This is a genomic window from Pantoea sp. SGAir0215 (genome assembly GCF_043543215.1).
On the sequence record NZ_CP028031.1, the window covers coordinates 670948 to 689716 of the forward strand.

Genomic DNA, 18769 nt, shown 5'->3' on the forward strand with positions numbered 1-18769 from the left:
TTAATCTTTAGGTTGAACCGCTATTTTACCCTGTTCCACGCGGAACATCTTGCCCTTTTCGTCAGTCATGTCGATTACATGCTCGGACGAGATGGCGCTGACAAAGACCTGAGCCTGAGTCGCCTTCAGTCGTTCCGCCAGCAGGCGGCGGCGACTGTCGTCCAGTTCAGAGGCAAAGTCATCAATGAGGTAAACACAACGGCGTCCGCTCTGGTTAGTCAGGAACTCGCCCTGCGCCAGACGCAATGCACACATCAGCAGTTTAAGCTGCCCGCGTGAGAGTAAATCTTCCACCGGCGTACCTTCGGCACGAATACGAAAGTCCGCTTTATGCGGGCCGCTGGCGGTGTAGGTTAGGGCCCGATCGCGTTCAAAGTTGCGTTCAAGCAGTTCGGCATAATCGCTCTCTTTGTCCCAGCCGCGCTGGAACGAAAAACGCAGATCAAATTCGGGTAAAAACTGCCCGCAGGTGGTTACGATCTCGGCTGAAATCGCGTCACTGTACTCGGCGCGCCACTGGCTAATCTGTTCTGCCAGCGGCACCAGTTCTTGATCCCATGGACGAACCTGACTGTAGCGCGTGACCTGACGCAATGCCGCATTGCGCTGTTTGAGCAGGCGCCGCAGGTTGCTCCAGGCATTAAAAAAACCCGGCGTATTGTGAAAGCAGCCCCAGTCGACATAGGCTCTGCGATATTTAGGACCGCCATTAAGTAGGGTAAAACCCTCTGGCGTGATCAACTGCATCGGCAGTAACTGCGCCAGCTCGGCCACTTTATGTCCGTCGCTGCCGTCAATGCGGACTTTGCTCTCCCCGGCGCGATTTTTACTGAGCCCGACGGAGAACTCGCGCTCCTGGCCTTCCAGCCGGCCATGCAGCACAAAGGCGGCCTGATCGTGCCGAATTACCCGTCCCGCCTGCAAACTGCGAAACGCACGTCCGTGGCCCAGCGTATAGATCGCCTCAAGCACGCTGGTTTTGCCGCTACCGTTCGCGCCCACCAGAAAATTAAATCCCGGCGCTAACGCCAGGTCAGCCTGTTCAATATTGCGAAAATCTTTTATTAGCAGGCGGGTTAAAGCCATGAATCAATCCAGCGTGAAGGGCAAAAGTCAGGATGAAAGGGATTGTGCCTTTGAAAAACAAGCCGCTCGGGTCACGGACAATACTGTCCGAAACCCGAATGGCGAGCAGGCCAGCGTACGATGGCCTACAGGCGCATAGGCATGACGACATAGGCCGCCGCCGGGCTGACGACATCTTCAATCTGCACACTCGACACAGAATCCGTCAGCAGCAAACGGACGTTCTCGCACTTCAGCGCATTCAGCACGTCCAGCACGTAACTCACGTTGAACCCAATTTCCAGCTCGCTGCCGTTATAGCTGACATCCAGCATCTCTTCCGCTTCTTCCTGTTCCGGGTTATTCGCGGTAATTTTTAGCTGATTTTCGGTGATATGCAGACGAACGCCACGGAATTTCTCATTCGACAGAATCGCAGCACGGGCAAACGCCTGTTTCAGCAGATCGCAACCGGCTTCCAGCACCTTATCCGGATTCTTGGGCAACACACGACGATAATCCGGGAAGCGACCATCCACCAGCTTAGAGGTGAAGATATAGTCGCCCACATGTGCACGGATATTACTGCTGCCAATCTGTACCTGAAGCGGCGTATCGCCGCCATCCAGCAGACGCAACAGCTCGATAACCCCTTTACGCGGCACGATGACCGAATGGCTGGGCAGCGCCTGGCCAACGGGCATGGAACAGACGGCCAGACGGTGACCATCGGTGGCGACCGTACGCAGTTCTTCGCCTTCGGTCTCAAACATCATGCCGTTCAGGTAGTAACGCACGTCCTGATGCGCCATGGAAAACTGCGTGGCTTCAATAAGCCGTTTCAGCGTTGCCTGCGGCAGCGTGAATTCCACCTCGCTCTGCCAGTCATCCAGGTTGGGGAAGTCGCTGGCGGGCAAGGTCGAAAGCGAGAAACGGCTGCGGCCAGAGCGCACCAACATCCGTTCGCCTTCCAGTGTGACGTTGATCTCTGCGCCTTCCGGCAGGCCGCGACAAATATCGAGAAATTTGCGTGCCGGCACGGTGGTTGCGCCAGGCTCGTGCGCCTGAGTAAGCGCCACGCGCGCCACCATTTCCATTTCCAAATCGGTGCCGGTCAGCAACAGCGATCCGTCATTCACCTGCATCAGCAGGTTGCCAAGGATCGGCAGCGTCGGACGACCACCAAGGGGGCCGCTGACTTGCTGCAGCGGCTTTAGCAACTGTTCACGTTCAACAATAAATTTCATAGCGTCACGAAGATAATGTTCTGATGAGATTAGAGAAATCTTCTTTGATGTCGTGGCTTTCTTCACGCAACTGCTCAATCTTGCGGCAGGCATGAAGCACCGTGGTATGGTCGCGACCGCCAAAAGCATCGCCAATTTCCGGCAAACTGTGGTTGGTCAGCTCTTTCGCCATCGCCATCGCCATTTGACGCGGACGCGCGACTGAGCGCGAACGGCGCTTAGAGAGCAAATCTGCGACTTTAATTTTGTAGTACTCCGCAACGGTCTTCTGAATATTATCAATAGTGACCAGTTTCTCCTGCAGGGCCAGCAGATCCCGCAATGCTTCGCGGACGAAATCGATCGTAATCGCCCGACCGGTAAAGTTAGCGTTCGCAATCACCCGGTTCAGTGCCCCTTCCAGCTCACGCACGTTCGAACGTAAACGCTTGGCAATAAAGAAGGCCACTTCGCCCGGCAAACGAATGTCGTTTTCGTCCGCCTTTTTCATCAGGATCGCAACGCGGGTTTCCAGTTCAGGCGGTTCGATCGCCACGGTCAGGCCCCAGCCAAACCGTGACTTCAGTCGATCTTCAACCCCGTTGATCTCTTTGGGGTAACGATCCGACGTCAAAATGATCTGTTGATTGCCTTCCAGCAGGGCATTGAAGGTGTGAAAAAATTCTTCCTGCGAACGCTCTTTATTGGCAAAAAACTGAATGTCATCGATCAACAGCGCATCAACCGAGCGGTAGTAACGCTTAAACTCTTCAATCGCGTTATTTTGCAGCGCTTTTACCATGTCCTGCACAAAGCGCTCGGAATGCATGTAAACCACTTTCGCATTTGGCTTACGCGCAATGATGCCATTACCCACGGCGTGCAGCAGGTGAGTTTTGCCGAGGCCAGTACCGCCATAAAGGAACAACGGATTGTAGGCACCGCCAGGGTTATCGGCCACCTGGCGTGCCGCCGCGCGCGCCAGTTGGTTAGATTTACCTTCAACAAAGTTATCGAAGTTATGGCGATTGTTAACATTGGACCGATAGGTCACATCCGCAGGAGCAGGCACGTTGTCCCAGCTCGGACGTAAAATCTGTGTCGGTGCCGGACGGCTTGGCACAGGCTCCGCCGGCGCACTGACGCTGGCCATCGCGGGCTGGCTGACCGCTGCGGCGTGTTGAACCGGGCGCGTGCCCACCTCAAAACGCAACAGCGGGACATTGGCACCGCAGAATTCGTTCAGCAATGCGTTGATGCTGTTTAGGTATTTATCCCGAACCCAGTCGAGTACGAAGCGGTTAGGAGCATACAAGGCAAGCGTATTGTCGTTTAATTCAGCCTGCAGTGGACGGATCCACATGCTGAATTCGGTGGCAGGAAGCTCATCCTGCAAACGGGCAAGACACTGTTGCCAAAGCGTAAGTGACACGGCGGACTCCACTCGTACAAATTCGATAAGAAAAAGTAGGCACTAATCTAAGAAACGTTCATTTTTGACACAGACGAAAGAAAGCGCCTGCGACCGCTATCAGCGGTTTTCCACCCCGCAACCATCGGAGGATCGCCAGAGGAAGGGCGGATCATAGCGCAAAGCGCGACAGAGATCTTCCCTTTCTACACAGTTTTTCTCCTTTTTATCCACAGGGCATGAACGCGGGTAAAAGTCTACGCCTGCGGCAGAAAAAACCACCTGGGATCGTGCTGAATGATCCAAATTTTCGGACGGCTTCTCGTTTTTGACGTGTGGCAGGCGAATTTGATCGCAATAAGATCCTGCGCGATCCTTGCGCTTTAACGCAGACCCCGTATAATTCTCCCCCCGGCGTTGTCGCGTAAAGCTCAATGCCCGGACTCAGCGGGCTGTATCCGGGTTTTCTGGCGCCGCGACAAGCGAAGTAAATTGACTCGGGACTGTACAATTATTACAATCCCGCCTCTTTATTAAAGACACATTGAGGCGTCGGTCTGTTTGTTGGCCCGAAAACGCGTCACCCAGTGAAAATTTTCAAGTTTAGGTAGAAATCGCCATGAAACGCACTTTTCAACCGTCCGTACTGAAGCGCAACCGTTCACACGGCTTCCGTGCTCGTATGGCTACTAAAAATGGTCGTCAGGTTCTGGCACGTCGTCGTGCTAAAGGCCGCGCTCGTCTGACCGTTTCTAAGTAATAAAGCTAACCCTGATGGGTAAGCTCGCATTTCCCAGGGAGTTACGTTTGTTAACTCCCACTCATTTCACTTTCGTCTTTCAGCAGCCACAACGGGCTGGCACGCCGCAAATTACTATTCTCGGCCGCCTTAACGCGCTGGGGTATCCCCGCATCGGTCTTACCGTCGCGAAAAAACATGTGAAACGCGCTCACGAACGTAACCGGATCAAGCGATTGACCCGCGAAAGCTTTCGTCTGCGTCAACATGAATTGCCGTCGATGGACTTTGTGGTGGTCGCGAAAAAGGGTGTTGCCGATCTCGATAACCGTATGTTGGCGGAAGCGTTGGAGAAATTATGGCGTCGTCACTGTCGCCTGGCGCGCGGTTCCTGATCGTCCTGATACGCGTATATCAACGCGGTATCAGTCCATTGCTGGGGCCACACTGTCGGTTTCATCCGACCTGCTCTCAATACGGAATTGAGGCCTTACGCAGGTTTGGCGTGATAAAAGGCAGTTGGTTGACTTTAAAACGCGTATTAAAATGCCACCCTTTGAACCCGGGTGGTGACGATCCTGTGCCGCCAAAAACCTTTGATACCAGAGAACATTAACGATGGATTCGCAACGCAATCTCTTTCTCATCGCTTTTCTGTTCGTGTCTTTCATGATCTGGCAAGCCTGGCAGACGGACCACGCTCCGAAGCCATTGCAGACCCAGACCACGCAAAACACCAACAGCGCTGCCGGTGATGCTACCGGTGTTCCCGCCAGTGGCCAGGGTAAAACGATCACCGTTAAGACCGATGTCCTGTCATTAACCATCAACACTCGCGGTGGCGATGTTGATCAGGCGCTGCTGCTGACTTACCCGGATAAGCTGGGTTCTGACAAGCCGTTTGAGCTGCTTGAAACCACACCATCGTTTGTCTACCAGGCGCAGAGCGGTCTGACTGGCCGTAATGGTCCGGACAACCCGAACAACGGTGCGCGTCCGCTGTATACCACGGCACAGGATCACTTCGAACTGGCTGACGGTCAGAGCGAGCTGCGTGTTCCGATGACGTTCACGGCTGAAAACGGCGTTGTCTATACCAAAACGTTTGTGTTCAAGCGTGGCGACTATGCAGTTAACGTTGATTACAACATTAACAACACCAGCCAGCAGCCGCTGGAAGTGTCAATGTTTGGTCAGTTAAAACAGACCATCGATTTGCCTAAGCACCGCGATACCGGCAGCAATAACTTTGCGCTGCATACCTTCCGCGGTACGGCTTACTCCACCAGCGAATCGAAATACGAAAAGATTAAGTTCGATACCATCGCCGATAACGAAAACCTCAACACCACCACCACCAATGGCTGGGTGGCGATGTTGCAGCAGTATTTCGCTACCGCCTGGGTGCCGCGCACGCAGGGAACCAACACGCTTTACACCAGCAATCTGGGAAATGGCGTGGCGGCTATCGGCTATAAATCTGCGCCGGTCACCGTTGCACCGGGTGCACAGCAGACACTGGATGCCACACTGTGGGTAGGTCCGGAAATTCAGGATAAAATGGCCGCGATTGCGCCGCATCTTGACCTGACTGTGGACTATGGCTGGTTATGGTTCATCTCTCAGCCGCTGTTTAAACTGTTGAAGTTCATTCACAGCTTTATCGGTAACTGGGGCTTCTCCATCATCATCATCACGTTCATCGTGCGTGGCATCATGTACCCGCTGACGAAAGCGCAGTACACCTCGATGGCGAAAATGCGCATGCTGCAGCCGAAGATTCAGGCGATGCGTGAGCGTTTAGGGGATGATAAGCAGAAGCAGAGCCAGGAAATGATGGCGCTGTATAAGGCTGAAAAAGTGAATCCGCTGGGTGGCTGTCTGCCGCTGGTGATTCAGATGCCTATCTTCCTGGCCTTGTACTACATGCTGTCTGGCTCGGTTGAACTGCGTCATGCGCCGTTTATTTTATGGATTCATGACCTGTCAGCGCAGGATCCGTACTATATTCTGCCGATCCTGATGGGCATCACCATGTTCTTCATTCAGAAGATGTCACCGACGACGGTGACCGATCCGATGCAGCAGAAGATCATGACGTATATGCCTGTAATTTTCACCGTGTTCTTCCTGTGGTTCCCGTCAGGTCTGGTGTTGTACTACATCGTCAGTAACCTGGTGACCATTCTCCAGCAGCAGCTGATCTATCGCGGGCTGGAAAAACGTGGCTTACACAGCCGCGACAAGAAGAAAGCGTAAAACCGTCGCGGGAGGTCTCCCGCGATAAAACAGGTTATGCTCAGGCGGTCAAAGCGACCGCCTTTGTTTTTTGTAGTGAGAGAAAATGTATGAGCCATAGCGATACCATTGTTGCTCAGGCCACGCCGCCCGGACGCGGCGGCGTTGGCATTTTGCGTGTTTCCGGTCCGCAGGCCGCCGAGGTTGCCCGCCAGGTGCTGGGTAAACTCCCTAAACCACGTTATGCCGACTACTTATCGTTTAACGACAGTGATGGCAGCGTGCTGGATCAGGGCATCGCGCTATGGTTTCCTGGCCCCAACTCCTTTACCGGCGAGGATGTGCTGGAGCTGCAAGGTCACGGCGGCCCGGTGATTCTGGATCTGCTGCTGAAACGGATTGTGGCCCTGCCCGGATTACGTATCGCGCAGCCTGGGGAGTTTTCTGAACGCGCGTTTCTGAACGACAAACTCGATCTGGCCCAGGCGGAAGCCATTGCCGATCTGATTGACGCCAGCTCAGAACAGGCCGCGCGTTCGGCGGTAAATTCCCTGCAAGGCGCATTCTCTGTCCGTGTTAACCAGCTTGTGGAAGCCCTGACTCACCTGCGTATCTACGTGGAAGCGGCCATTGACTTTCCAGATGAAGAGATCGATTTCCTGTCTGACGGCAAAATCGAAGGGCAGCTTAATGCTGTCATTCGCGATCTCGATGCGGTGCGCGCGGAAGCCAGACAGGGCAGCCTGCTGCGCGAAGGGATGAAAGTCGTCATTGCCGGTCGGCCAAATGCCGGAAAATCGAGCCTGCTTAATGCACTTGCCGGGCGTGAAGCGGCTATCGTCACGGATATCGCCGGCACCACGCGCGATGTGCTGCGTGAACACATCCATATTGATGGCATGCCACTGCATATCATTGATACCGCCGGTTTACGCGAAGCCAGTGATGAGGTGGAACGTATCGGCATCGAGCGCGCCTGGCATGAAATAGAACAGGCGGACCGCGTGCTGTTTATGGTTGATGGCACCACCACGCAGGCGACCGAACCGGCGGAAATCTGGCCCGATTTTGTCGCTCGCCTGCCGTCTCAACTGCCGATCACCGTGGTGCGCAATAAAGCGGACATCACCGGTGAAACGCTCGGCCTGACGGACGTCAATGGTCATGCCCTGATCAGACTGTCTGCCCGCACCAGCGAAGGGATTGATACCTTACGTGATCACCTCAAACAGACCATGGGGTTTGCCGACAATATGGAAGGCGGCTTCCTGGCACGCCGTCGTCATTTGCAGGCACTGGAATTAGCCGCAACCCACCTGGAGCAGGGAAAACATCAACTGCTGGGCGCATGGGCAGGGGAATTACTGGCAGAAGAGTTGCGTCTGGCGCAGCAGGCGCTAAGTGAAATTACGGGTGAATTTACCTCGGACGATCTGTTAGGCCGGATTTTCTCCAGTTTCTGTATTGGTAAGTAGCTCAGCGGGCAGACGGCGGTGGAAATGTGCATCCAGAAACGCAATCCGCCGTGCGTTGCGCATCGGTTGCCGTAACGCAAGGTATGATAACGAGGGATAAGATTGCTCACGTTTTGCGGCGTGCCAGGTCATTCACACTAAACCGGGCGAATAGGCATCCAAAAGCGTGAACGCAACGTACAGGTTAAATACTGGATGTTTTCCTGGAGAGTTATATGACGATACCGCTTGATGATGCCGCGCTGAATACGTTGTTTTACCAGGCCCGTACGCACAGTCACTGGCAGCCTGAACCGGTGCAGCAGTCGCTGCTGGAGAAGCTCTATCAGATGGTTGCCCTGGCACCGACCTCGGCCAACTGCTCACCCGGTCGCTTTGTTTTTGTCACCTCCGCGGAGGGAAAAGAAAAGCTGAAGCCGGCCCTGGCCTCCGGCAACCTTGAGAAAACCCTGCGCGCCCCTGTCACCGTGATTATTGCCTGGGACAGCGAGTTTTATCAGCATCTGACCATGTTGTTTCAACATGCCGATGCGCGAAACTGGTTTACCAACACACCCGATCTGGTTAAAGAAACCGCATTTCGTAACAGTAGCCTGCAGGCAGGCTATCTGATCATGGCCGCGCGTGCGCTGGGGCTGGATGCAGGCCCGATGTCAGGATTCGATCCGCTTAAAGTGAACGCGGCCTTTTTTGCCGGTACCAGCTGGCAGGCCAACCTGCTCATTAACCTGGGCTATGGCTTACCCGACAAGCTCCCGCCCCGATTACCCCGGCTGAGCCTGGAGCAGGCCTGCCAGTTCGTCTGAGTTACTGGAGCGTTACGTGCTTACCGTAACGCTCACTGCTTTCCCGCCCTTTGCGTACGGTTTTAATGCGCGTCGATAAAGGCGATTTTCAATACAAACAGCAAGGCGACAATGACGACGCAGGGGCTGATTTCTCGCCAGCGACCGGTGCCCAGCTTCATCACACAGTACGCAATAAAGCCCAGTGCGATGCCTTCTGTAATCGAAAAACTAAAGGGCATCATGGCGGCAGTTACAAATGCCGGGACGGCTTCGGTCAGGTCATCCCATTTGATGCGGGACAGGCTGGCCGTCATCAGCACGCCAACATAGATTAACGCGCCTGCCGCAGCATAGGCCGGTACCATGGCCGCCAGGGGCGATAAAAACGTGACGAGCAGGAACAGAAGGCCTGTGACCACGGCCATCAATCCGGTACGGCCGCCGACAGCTACGCCGGAGGTACTTTCAATATAGGCGGTCACCGATGACGTTCCTGCCAGCGCGCCCGTTACCGAACTGATGCTGTCGACATACAACGCCTGTTTCATGCGCGGGAACGTGCCTTTTTCATCAGCCAGTCCGGCTTTGTCGGTCACGCCAATCAAGGTGCCGGACGAGTCAAACAGATTGACCAGCATAAAGGAGAATATGACGCCTGCCATGCCGATGTTGAACGCGCCTTTAATATCAACCTGACCGACAATCGCGGTGACAGATGGCGGCGCAGAAACCACGCCCGTAAACGTCACGTCGCCCAGCAGCCAGCCCAACGCCGTGGTGACGATCATCGAAATGAGCACGGCGGCGTGAATATTGCGTGAGGCCAGAATGGCGATAATAAAGAATCCCAGCGCACCCAGCAGCACATTGTGTGAGCTGAGGTTACCCACGCTGACCAGCGTATCCGGGTTGGCCACAATGATACCGGCGTTTTTCAGGCCCATCATGGCAATGAACAGGCCAATGCCAGCGGTGATGCCTACGCGCAGGCTAAGCGGAATATTGGCGATCATCCAGTAACGTACCCGCAACAGAGTCAGGATGAGCAGACCCAGTGCGCCCCAGAAGATGGCACCCATGCCGACCTGCCATGAGTAACCCATCGCGCCGACGACCACAAAGGCAAAAAAGGCATTGAGGCCCATCGCCGGGGCCAGGGCGACAGGAAGATTGGCAAACAGCCCCATCAGGATGCTGCCGAACGCGGCAATCAAACAGGTCGTTACGAACACTGCCCGGGTATCCATGCCTGCGACACCTAAAATCTGCGGGTTCACAAAAACAATGTATACCATGGTCAAAAACGTGGTAATGCCTGCGATCACTTCGGTACGAACCGTTGTACCATGCTCCTGCAGTTTGAATACGCGCTGAAAAAGGCCTTGTTTATTCATGCCATTTATCCAGAAGAAAATTTCACCGGCGCGTATCCTGGCGATTTTGCCCCGGCAATACAATGATTTTTCGCAACCGATTGCCATATCCCGGCCCCTCAGGGCCACGCTGACGTGTTAAGGTACCCCGAACAAAAGGAGGAGTCAGATGTCTGTTGAATGCGTCTTTTTCGATTGTGACGGTACCCTGGTTGACAGTGAAGTCCTGTGCACCCGCGCGTATGTCACCACCTTTGCCCAGTACGGGATTACGCTCTCTCTGCAGGAGATGTTCGAAAAGTACAAAGGGGTAAAGCTGTATGACATCATCCGCGACGTCAGTGAAACGCATCGGGTCGCTCTGCCGCTGGAGGACGTTGAACCGGCCTACCGGCGCGAAGTGGCCCGTTTGTTTGACCGTGAACTGAAGCCGATAGCCGGTGCGAAGGCACTGGTCGGGCAAATGGCAGTACCGATATGCGTGGTGTCAAACGGCACGGTGAAAAAAATGCAGCACTCGCTGGGCCTCACCGGCATGCTGAGTCATTTCGCTGACCGTCTTTACAGCGGTTACGATATTGACCACTGGAAGCCCGAACCCGAGCTGATGTTTCACGCAGCCCAACAAATGCAGGTACCCGTCGAGCGCTGTATTTTGGTGGATGACTCCGAAGCCGGTGCGCGTGCCGGTATCGCAGCAGGCATGCCGGTGTTTTATTACTGTGCCGACGCTCATAATCCCGAACTCCATCATCCGCTGGTGACCGTGTTCACCGATATGGCCGCGTTACCCGCGCTGTGGCGCGCCAGAGGCTGGAACCTGACACGCTGACTCAGGTCACCCAATGTCGTTTATCCACCCGACTGAGCAGCATTCCCAGTAATAAGCTGCCCACCAGCGTGACGGTAAAAACGGCAGGCAGGTCGAGCCAGGGACGCGCCATATCGTCATAGTGATGGGTGCGAATAAAATGGATGAACAGGGCGTGAAAGCCGTAGATGGGCAGAGAGTAGCGCGAAATGATGGCCAGACCGGGCAGCGTACGTTGATTAAAGGCATTTTTGAACACCACCAGCGCGCTTATTGCGGCAATGAATACCAGCGGTCCGCAATAGAGATACCACGTATCGTTAAAGGCACCATTAACGATTAACGCGCGCTTCGTACCCAGCATAATGCCGGTCACGCAGGCCACAAAGGTCACGGCAGCCAACGGTGTGATAGCGCGTCTTTCTGTGTCCATGGTACCGATCGCCCGGCCTAATAAGGCGTAGAGCAGGTAATAGATACTGTCGCCGCTCAGGTAAAGGTTAATGGGCAACCAGTGAAAGCGCCCCCACGACTGGTCCATGGTATTGGGATTCGCGAGGACCACCACAATCAGCACCAGTAGCGCCACGTAGCGCGGCCGCACGCTTTTTACCTGAATCAGGGGCGACAAGAGGTAAATCCCCATGAGCGCGAAGAAAAACCACAGATGGTAGAACACCGGCTTCTGCAGCATTTTTAAAATTGAACGGCCTTCGCCAATTGGCGTCAGCAGGCTGATATAAACCAGTGACACGGCACTGTAAAAAACCAGACATCCCAGCAGTCGCCACAGGTGGCGCGGCTGCGTACTGCGTTCACCAAAGAACAGATAGCCTGAAATCATAAAAAACAGCGGCACACAGATGCGTGACGCTGAATTGAACAGGTTAGCAATATCCCACCAGTGACCTTTTATGGCCATCGGACCGGTCAGATACCACGTTGTGGTGTGAATGACGATGACCATCAGGCAGGCAATCGCCCGCAAATTATCAATCCAGTAAATCTTTTGCGACATGGTGTCCTCTGGCGCAGTGCGTCCCGGTGCAAAGCGTAGCCAGTCGCGTCGACGTCAACAAGCGCAATAGCGGGGATTCAGAACCCTCTGTGCACAGGATCGCATGAAAACGCATAACCGTATCGGTTAATCAGGCGATGACAGGCCGCCAGCAGGCTAAATCTGACACCAAAAATCCACTCTCGCGGCTGCGCCGCCGGATTTCCGGCTGCATATCACGCGGTCAAAGGGTATACTGTCGCACTCTTTTTTTATCTAGCCGAACCGCGTGCGAACTCATCATGCAAAAGTTTGATACCAAGACCTTTCAGGGCCTGATCCTGACATTGCAGGATTACTGGGCGCGCCAGGGCTGCACCATTGTTCAACCACTGGACATGGAAGTGGGCGCTGGTACTTCACACCCAATGACCTGCCTGCGCGCACTTGGCCCGGAGCCGATTGCTGCGGCCTATGTGCAGCCATCCCGTCGTCCTACCGACGGCCGCTATGGCGAAAACCCGAACCGCTTGCAGCACTACTATCAGTTCCAGGTGATCATCAAGCCGTCGCCGGACAATATTCAGGAGCTGTACCTCGGGTCGCTGAAAGCGCTGGGTATGGATCCTACCGTACACGACATTCGCTTTGTTGAAGATAACTGGGAAAACCCGACGCTGGGTGCCTGGGGACTGGGCTGGGAAGTCTGGCTTAACGGTATGGAAGTGACGCAGTTTACCTATTTCCAGCAGGTCGGTGGCCTGGAGTGTAAACCGGTTACCGGCGAGATCACCTATGGTCTGGAACGTCTGGCCATGTATATCCAGGGCGTGGACAGCGTTTACGATCTGGTCTGGAGCGACGGTCCGTTAGGCAAAACCACCTACGGTGATGTGTTCCATCAGAATGAAGTGGAGCAGTCGACGTATAACTTCGAATATGCCGACGTCGATTTTCTTTTCACCTGTTTCGAACAGTATGAGAAGGAAGCGCAGAAGTTGCTGGCGCTGGAAAAACCGCTGCCTTTGCCCGCTTACGAGCGCATTCTGAAAGCCGCACACAGCTTTAACCTGCTGGACGCGCGCAAGGCGATCTCGGTGACCGAACGTCAGCGTTATATTCTGCGTATTCGCACCCTGACAAAAGCCGTGGCTGAAGCCTATTACGCTTCTCGTGAAGCGCTGGGCTTCCCGATGTGCAATAACAAAAAGTAAGAGGCAGCCATGACTGAGAAAACCTTCCTGGTGGAGATCGGCACCGAAGAGCTGCCACCGAAAGCATTACGTAGCCTGGCAGAAGCCTTTGCTGCCCAGGTGACGGCCGAGCTGGATGCCGCGAATCTGAACCATGGCGAAGTGAGCTGGTTTGCTGCACCGCGTCGCCTGGCGCTGAAAGTCGCCCATTTGAGCGCCTCCCAGCCCGATCGTGAAGTAGAAAAGCGTGGACCTGCCGTTGCCGCCGCCTTTGATGCAGCGGGCAATGCCACCAAAGCGGCAGAAGGCTGGGCACGGGGTAACGGTATCACGGTCGATCAGGCTGAACGTCTGAGCACCGATAAAGGCGAATGGCTGGTCTATCGCGCTCAGGTGAAAGGCGAAGCGGCGCAGGCATTGCTGCCGGGCATGATTGCCACGGCGCTGAGCAAACTGCCGGTACCGAAACTGATGCGCTGGGGCTACAGCGACGTGCAGTTTGTGCGTCCGGTGCACACCGTTACGATGCTGCTGGGCGATGAACTGATCCCCGGCACGATTCTTGGCATCAAGTCCGATCGCGTTATCCGTGGTCACCGCTTCATGGGCGAAAGTGAAATCACGCTTGAGAACGCCGATCAGTATCCGGATGTGCTGGAAAAGCGCGGTCAGGTGATTGCCGACTATCAGGTCCGCAAAGCCATGATCAAAGCCGATGCGGAAGCCGCAGCACGGCGTTTAGGTGGCGTAGCCGACCTGAGTGACAGCCTGCTGGAAGAGGTAACATCGCTGGTGGAATGGCCGGTGGTATTGACCGCCACCTTCGAGGAAAAATTCCTTAAGGTGCCGGCTGAAGCGCTGGTTTACACCATGAAAGGCGATCAGAAGTATTTCCCGGTTTATGACGCGGAAGGCAAACTGCTGCCAAACTTTATTTTCGTCACCAACATTGAGTCGAGCGAGCCGCAGCAGATTATTTCTGGTAATGAGAAGGTGGTGCGCCCGCGTCTGGCGGATGCTGAATTCTTCTTTAATACCGATCGTAAAAAACGTCTTGAAGATCATCTGCCGCGTCTTGAAACCGTATTGTTCCAGAAGGAACTCGGTTCGCTGCGTGATAAAACGGATCGTATTCAGGCGCTGGCGGGCTGGATTGCGGCACAAACGGGCGCAGATGTGAATCACGCCACACGCGCAGGCCTGCTGTCAAAATGCGATCTGATGACTAACATGGTGTTTGAGTTTACCGACACCCAGGGCGTTATGGGCATGCACTATGCGCGTCATGACGGTGAAGCCGAAGATGTCGCTGTGGCGCTGAACGAGCAATATCAGCCGCGTTTCGCAGGTGATGATTTGCCGTCCAGCCCGGTAGCCTGTGCGCTGGCCATTGCTGATAAGATGGATACGCTGGCCGGTATTTTCGGCATCGGTCAACATCCTAAAGGCGATAAAGATCCCTTTGCTCTGCGTCGTGCCGCGCTGGGCGTTTTGCGCATCATCGTGGAAAAAAATCTGCCGCTTGATCTGCAAACGCTCACCGAAGAGGCCGTACGTCTGTATGGCAGCAAGCTGAGCAATGCGAACGTGGTTGATGACGTCATCGACTTTATGCTGGGCCGTTTCCGTACCTGGTATCAGGAAGAAGGCCACAGCATCGATACCTTGCAGGCGGTGCTGGCACGTCGTCCAACCCGTCCGGCGGACTTTGATGCACGTATGAAGGCGGTTTCGCATTTCCGTACGCTTGATGAAGCGGCCGCGCTGGCGGCGGCCAACAAGCGTGTCTCGAATATTCTGGCAAAATCAACAGAACCGCTGAATGACAGCGTTCAGGCATCACTGTTGAAAGAAAATGAAGAGATCCAACTGGCCACGTTTGTGACCGCCCTGAGCAGCAAACTGCAGCCTTACTTTGCAGAAGGACGTTATCAGGATGCGTTAATTGAACTGGCGCAGCTGCGTGAAGCGGTAGACAACTTCTTCGATAAAGTGATGGTGAATGCAGAAGACCCGGCGGTGCGAATTAACCGACTGACGCTGCTGTCGAAACTGCGTGAGCTGTTCCTGCAGGTGGCCGATATCTCGCTGCTGCAGTAATCGGTTCTGATACAGATAAAAGGGACGAGATATCGTCCCTTTTTTTATGCCGCCACCCGACCTGCTGGTGGCACTTTATCTTTTTGCGGACGCAATAAAAGAACTGACAACACCTGTGGTTGCGAAGGCATCCTGGCAGCGCAGGGGCTGTTATTAAAGCCGGACGGCCACGAACCCTGTAATGGGCTGCGGCACTGCGCGGCGTGCAGCTTCAGAATGTCCAGGTCACGCCTGAAGACAGCGTCCAGAAATACTGTTGATCCGTCATCGGGCTGTCGCGGAGGGCCCCTGTAAGGAAGGTGACTTTGGGTTGCAGGTAGACATGGAAGGATTTTACAGGGTGCCAGTCAAACGCCACGGCAAGCCATGGCGTTACGCCCTGATGGTTCCAGGTCGGTAAACCACTGCGGGCAGATTCCTCTTCGCTTACCCCGTAGTAATAGCTTGCCTGCTGTTTACTGAGCCAGTCCACACCGGCCTGAGGATAAACGTCAAGTTGCATCAGAGAGACCTGGCCTGCCCAGGCAACCGTACCCAGCCATCCCCGGCTTTCGTTCAGCGTATCGCCAGACAATTCGGTTCGAAACGCACCAAGGGGCGTGATCTTCTGGTAGCTCATGCCGCCCATCATGGTGCTGTGGCGGATGCGTAACTGGCGGAGTGCCGAATCAGAGGTCTGGTCCGGATCAAATTCGTTATCCAGATACCACCAGCGCGCTTTCAGTTGTGTGGTGTCATCTTTGATAAAATAGGCACCCACTTCTGTGCCATCAATATAGACATGATCATTGTCATAGCCCACATAGGGCAGGCCAGAAAACTGAGTTTTATACGCGCGATAGGGCGTAAAGTTCGCTTCCCCCTGCGCACCCAGGGTCAGCCCCTCAGCCCAGGCATGCGTAATATTACCGAGCAGGAGGCAACACAATGCCGTTCTGAAGCGTAATGGGATGGTCGTCATTTTGTCCGGTTATCGTCTGGCTGAGGCGGTGATCTGTCAGGCCTCACAGCCCGAAACGGGGCGTGAGCATACATAAAAATTTGTGCCGCCTTTTCATCCTGAACGCGCGGGTTGTCTCAGAACAGGGCTGCCCGAAAGGTATATCGGAGCCGCTGCAGCAATGCAAGAGATGGCTACGCTTATTCTCACGGAGTTCATCCCCTGTTTATACTGGTCACGACGGACAGGTTCAGGCTACTGCGCGAATGTGCCATTCCGTGGTGATGGGTAAGGGGAATAACGGAGACGTCGACAGCCCTTTACGTGGGAAAGCAAGGATTGCAGCGCTGAAATGCGCTAAGGAAACAGGCTGTCAGCACCGCTACCGGCATCAGCGCTGACAGCCTCGCCGATCAGGATGCCGGCGGCGTGGTTCGGGCAAAACTTTCCCGTTGAAAGAGTGTTTCGGCCAGCCTGACCAGTGCGGGCCGCTGAACGCACCAGTTAGGGACAACGCGACGGAAATTCAGGTAGCCAATCATGCAGCCTGTGGCAATGTCGGCCAGATTCAGTTCGCCATTATCGATCCACTTTCCTTCACTCACTTCTTTTTCCAGGCTGTCCAGCCCGCGCTGAATCTTGTCGCGATGGCGTAACAGCACTTCTTCTGACTGGGCGTTACCTGGCCGCATTTGCTCACGTACGATCACCAGTGCCGCATCGCTGATGCCATCGGCCAGCTTTTCAAGCTGACGAACCTTTAAAGACGCCAGCGGATCAGCGGGCAATAAAGCCGGTGCCTGACCACGCAGTTCGAGGTACTCCGCAATGATGCTGGAATCGAACCAGACCTGCTGATCCTCCGCGACCAGCGCGGGCACTTTACCCAGCGGGTTATATTGCGGAACATGGCTGTCTTCGCTGTAGGGCGACGCATTAACAAATTCGAACATCATGCCTTTTTCCAGCATGATGACAGAAATCTTGCGGACAAAGGGGCTGGTATAGCTGCCAATCAGTTTCATTGCGTTACTCCCGTTTAGCGAGGTTTCCTCAGCAAAAAACTATTCACCGGGAAACATAAAAGGATTCAGGCCACTGCGTACAAAACCTTCCTGCTCCATACGTGCATCCAGCACTAAAGAGGCGAGATCGTCGGCGACCGGTTCAATGGCCGGATTTTTTTCCTGATAAAGCATTTTCATGTAGCTGCCACAGTCGCCGCAGCTTTCTGCTTTGACGGCCGCGTGCTCGCTGTCCAGTGACCAGTAATGCAGATCGCGGTTTTGGTCGCAATGAGAGCAGGTGTTCTGCACGACGTGCCATTCACTTTCGCACAGGTTGCAGTGCAGGTAGCGCGCACTTTCATGCGAACCCATATGTACGATGCTGGCGACCGGCAGGCTGTGACATACCGGGCAGTGCTGGCGTTGTGCGCCCATCTCCGCCTGAGCCGTACCGGGAATCAATGCCGCCATTTGTGCCCAGTAGATCGACAGCGCAGCCCAGATAAAAGGGGCTTTATCACTGCTCACCTGCGCGTACTCACCCGCAAACAGGGCACTGGCCAGCGTTTCCAGCTCGGTCGCTGACGCTTTCTCCAGGTTCTCTAACACCGCCAGCGCCTGACCGCTCATTTCGGGCTTTAGCTCCGCAACTAACGAGTGCAGCAGGCGATGCCAGTGTGGATCGCGCGAAAGAGTATGAATATCCAGCGGCGCTTTATCTTCCTGAGCGCTCCTGAGCAGATGTGCGTGAAGGTTCATCTGCAGAGGATGATCGTACAGAACGATTTCCTGCGCCTGGGCGATGACGGCGGCAAAGCGTAAATAGTCACCCAAAGGATTTTTTGCCGCCAGATCACGCAAACGCGCCGCCCGACGGCTGTATAAATTTTTCAGCCGGGGGAAGAGTAACGGCGGGATCATTTCCGCTGGGTTTTTTTCGCTCTTCTCCAACGGGTCTTTCGGGATAATGCGGATGCGCATAAAAGGCATTTTCCTGTTTGTTGGCTGATTACGCTACTCACGACACCAGCAAAAATGAGGTTGTCTGTATCGGCTACGAATAGCCGTTATGGGCCGGATCTCTCGCCATTTTCCCTCGTGAGCGGTTCTCAGCGAGCAAAGCAGGCGGAAAACCGCGTCAGGAAACCGCAGTGCAAAACAGCTCCCAACAGGCTGAGCATAGCAGTCCAGCCCTTTATCTTCAGTATGAAATACATTTTTCGCCGGCGACAACAGGCATAACGCATTGTGAATAACGGCAAATCGGTGGGCCTTTCACGCTTTATGCTGTCTGCCCCCCACAGACTTGTTGCAGCACGGCGCAGGGTACAGAATAGAAGCTATTCAGCATGGCGCAACAGGGTTACCTTTACGCCATCCGCAACAGCTCAGGGTCAGAACAACGT

The 18769-nt window shown here is 54.7% G+C and carries 17 protein-coding genes; 9 read left to right on the forward strand and 8 right to left on the reverse strand.

The window, feature by feature from the left end; translation table 11 throughout:
• The 3 genes from recF to dnaA form a co-directional block, all read right to left on the reverse strand.
• The gene (gene recF, locus C1N64_RS03280) at nucleotides 1-1086 is read right to left on the reverse strand and encodes a DNA replication/repair protein RecF (protein WP_006121376.1); all 1086 of its coding nucleotides are present in this window, start codon (nucleotides 1084-1086) and stop codon (nucleotides 1-3) included.
• 125 nt (nucleotides 1087-1211) lie between these two features.
• Complete coding sequence (gene dnaN, locus C1N64_RS03285) at nucleotides 1212-2312, reverse strand: DNA polymerase III subunit beta (RefSeq protein WP_006121377.1); 1101 nt, start codon at nucleotides 2310-2312, stop codon at nucleotides 1212-1214.
• Between the two features lie 4 nt (nucleotides 2313-2316).
• Nucleotides 2317-3723: a chromosomal replication initiator protein DnaA gene (gene dnaA / locus C1N64_RS03290; RefSeq protein WP_006121378.1), complete on the reverse strand. Its 1407-nt coding sequence runs from the start codon at nucleotides 3721-3723 to the stop codon at nucleotides 2317-2319.
• Between the two features lie 598 nt (nucleotides 3724-4321).
• Between dnaA and rpmH the strand changes: the two genes are divergently transcribed.
• From rpmH to C1N64_RS03320, 6 genes are all read left to right on the forward strand, one after another.
• The gene (gene rpmH, locus C1N64_RS03295) at nucleotides 4322-4462 is read left to right on the forward strand and encodes a 50S ribosomal protein L34 (protein ID WP_000831330.1); all 141 of its coding nucleotides are present in this window, start codon (nucleotides 4322-4324) and stop codon (nucleotides 4460-4462) included.
• Between the two features lie 14 nt (nucleotides 4463-4476).
• Nucleotides 4477-4836, forward strand: coding sequence for a ribonuclease P protein component (rnpA, locus tag C1N64_RS03300; protein WP_013023999.1), 360 nt, complete (start codon nucleotides 4477-4479; stop codon nucleotides 4834-4836).
• Nucleotides 4800-5057, forward strand: a complete 258-nt coding sequence (gene yidD / locus C1N64_RS03305; protein ID WP_006121380.1) for a membrane protein insertion efficiency factor YidD — start codon at nucleotides 4800-4802, stop codon at nucleotides 5055-5057. The genes rnpA and yidD overlap by 37 nt, the downstream gene beginning before the upstream one ends.
• A gap of 2 nt (nucleotides 5058-5059) precedes the next feature.
• Nucleotides 5060-6700 (forward strand): membrane protein insertase YidC, encoded by a 1641-nt coding sequence (yidC, locus tag C1N64_RS03310; protein WP_006121381.1) that lies wholly within the window; start codon nucleotides 5060-5062, stop codon nucleotides 6698-6700.
• Nucleotides 6701-6789: 89 nt separating this feature from the next.
• Complete coding sequence (gene mnmE, locus C1N64_RS03315; protein WP_006121382.1) at nucleotides 6790-8154, forward strand: tRNA uridine-5-carboxymethylaminomethyl(34) synthesis GTPase MnmE; 1365 nt, start codon at nucleotides 6790-6792, stop codon at nucleotides 8152-8154.
• 215 nt (nucleotides 8155-8369) lie between these two features.
• Nucleotides 8370-8960 carry a malonic semialdehyde reductase gene (locus C1N64_RS03320; RefSeq protein ID WP_006121383.1) on the forward strand — a complete coding sequence of 197 codons (591 nt, stop codon included), beginning with the start codon at nucleotides 8370-8372 and terminating at the stop codon, nucleotides 8958-8960.
• 62 nt (nucleotides 8961-9022) lie between these two features.
• On the opposite strand, the gene C1N64_RS03325 is transcribed toward C1N64_RS03320, so the two are convergent.
• On the reverse strand, nucleotides 9023-10336 hold the full coding sequence (locus tag C1N64_RS03325; protein WP_172913528.1) for an NCS2 family permease: 1314 nt from the start codon (nucleotides 10334-10336) through the stop codon (nucleotides 9023-9025).
• Nucleotides 10337-10484: 148 nt separating this feature from the next.
• Between C1N64_RS03325 and yieH the strand changes: the two genes are divergently transcribed.
• Entirely contained in the window at nucleotides 10485-11147 is a 663-nt protein-coding gene (yieH, locus tag C1N64_RS03330) for a 6-phosphogluconate phosphatase (protein WP_394515249.1), read from the forward strand.
• A 1-nt stretch (nucleotide 11148) separates the two neighbouring features.
• On the opposite strand, the gene C1N64_RS03335 is transcribed toward yieH, so the two are convergent.
• The gene (locus C1N64_RS03335) at nucleotides 11149-12144 is read right to left on the reverse strand and encodes an acyltransferase (RefSeq protein WP_006121386.1); all 996 of its coding nucleotides are present in this window, start codon (nucleotides 12142-12144) and stop codon (nucleotides 11149-11151) included.
• 281 nt (nucleotides 12145-12425) lie between these two features.
• Between C1N64_RS03335 and glyQ the strand changes: the two genes are divergently transcribed.
• Complete coding sequence (gene glyQ, locus C1N64_RS03340; RefSeq protein ID WP_006121387.1) at nucleotides 12426-13337, forward strand: glycine--tRNA ligase subunit alpha; 912 nt, start codon at nucleotides 12426-12428, stop codon at nucleotides 13335-13337.
• Nucleotides 13338-13346: 9 nt separating this feature from the next.
• Nucleotides 13347-15416 (forward strand): glycine--tRNA ligase subunit beta, encoded by a 2070-nt coding sequence (glyS, locus tag C1N64_RS03345; RefSeq protein WP_394515250.1) that lies wholly within the window; start codon nucleotides 13347-13349, stop codon nucleotides 15414-15416.
• A gap of 211 nt (nucleotides 15417-15627) precedes the next feature.
• Here the strand turns inward: glyS and C1N64_RS03350 are convergent, their stop codons facing one another.
• The 3 genes from C1N64_RS03350 to fdhE form a co-directional block, all read right to left on the reverse strand.
• Entirely contained in the window at nucleotides 15628-16377 is a 750-nt protein-coding gene (locus C1N64_RS03350; protein WP_033737302.1) for a MipA/OmpV family protein, read from the reverse strand.
• 392 nt (nucleotides 16378-16769) lie between these two features.
• Complete coding sequence (locus tag C1N64_RS03355; protein WP_033737305.1) at nucleotides 16770-17381, reverse strand: glutathione S-transferase; 612 nt, start codon at nucleotides 17379-17381, stop codon at nucleotides 16770-16772.
• A 39-nt stretch (nucleotides 17382-17420) separates the two neighbouring features.
• Nucleotides 17421-18344 carry a formate dehydrogenase accessory protein FdhE gene (gene fdhE, locus C1N64_RS03360; RefSeq protein ID WP_039339184.1) on the reverse strand — a complete coding sequence of 308 codons (924 nt, stop codon included), beginning with the start codon at nucleotides 18342-18344 and terminating at the stop codon, nucleotides 17421-17423.
• Between the last annotated feature and the right edge of the window lie 425 nt (nucleotides 18345-18769).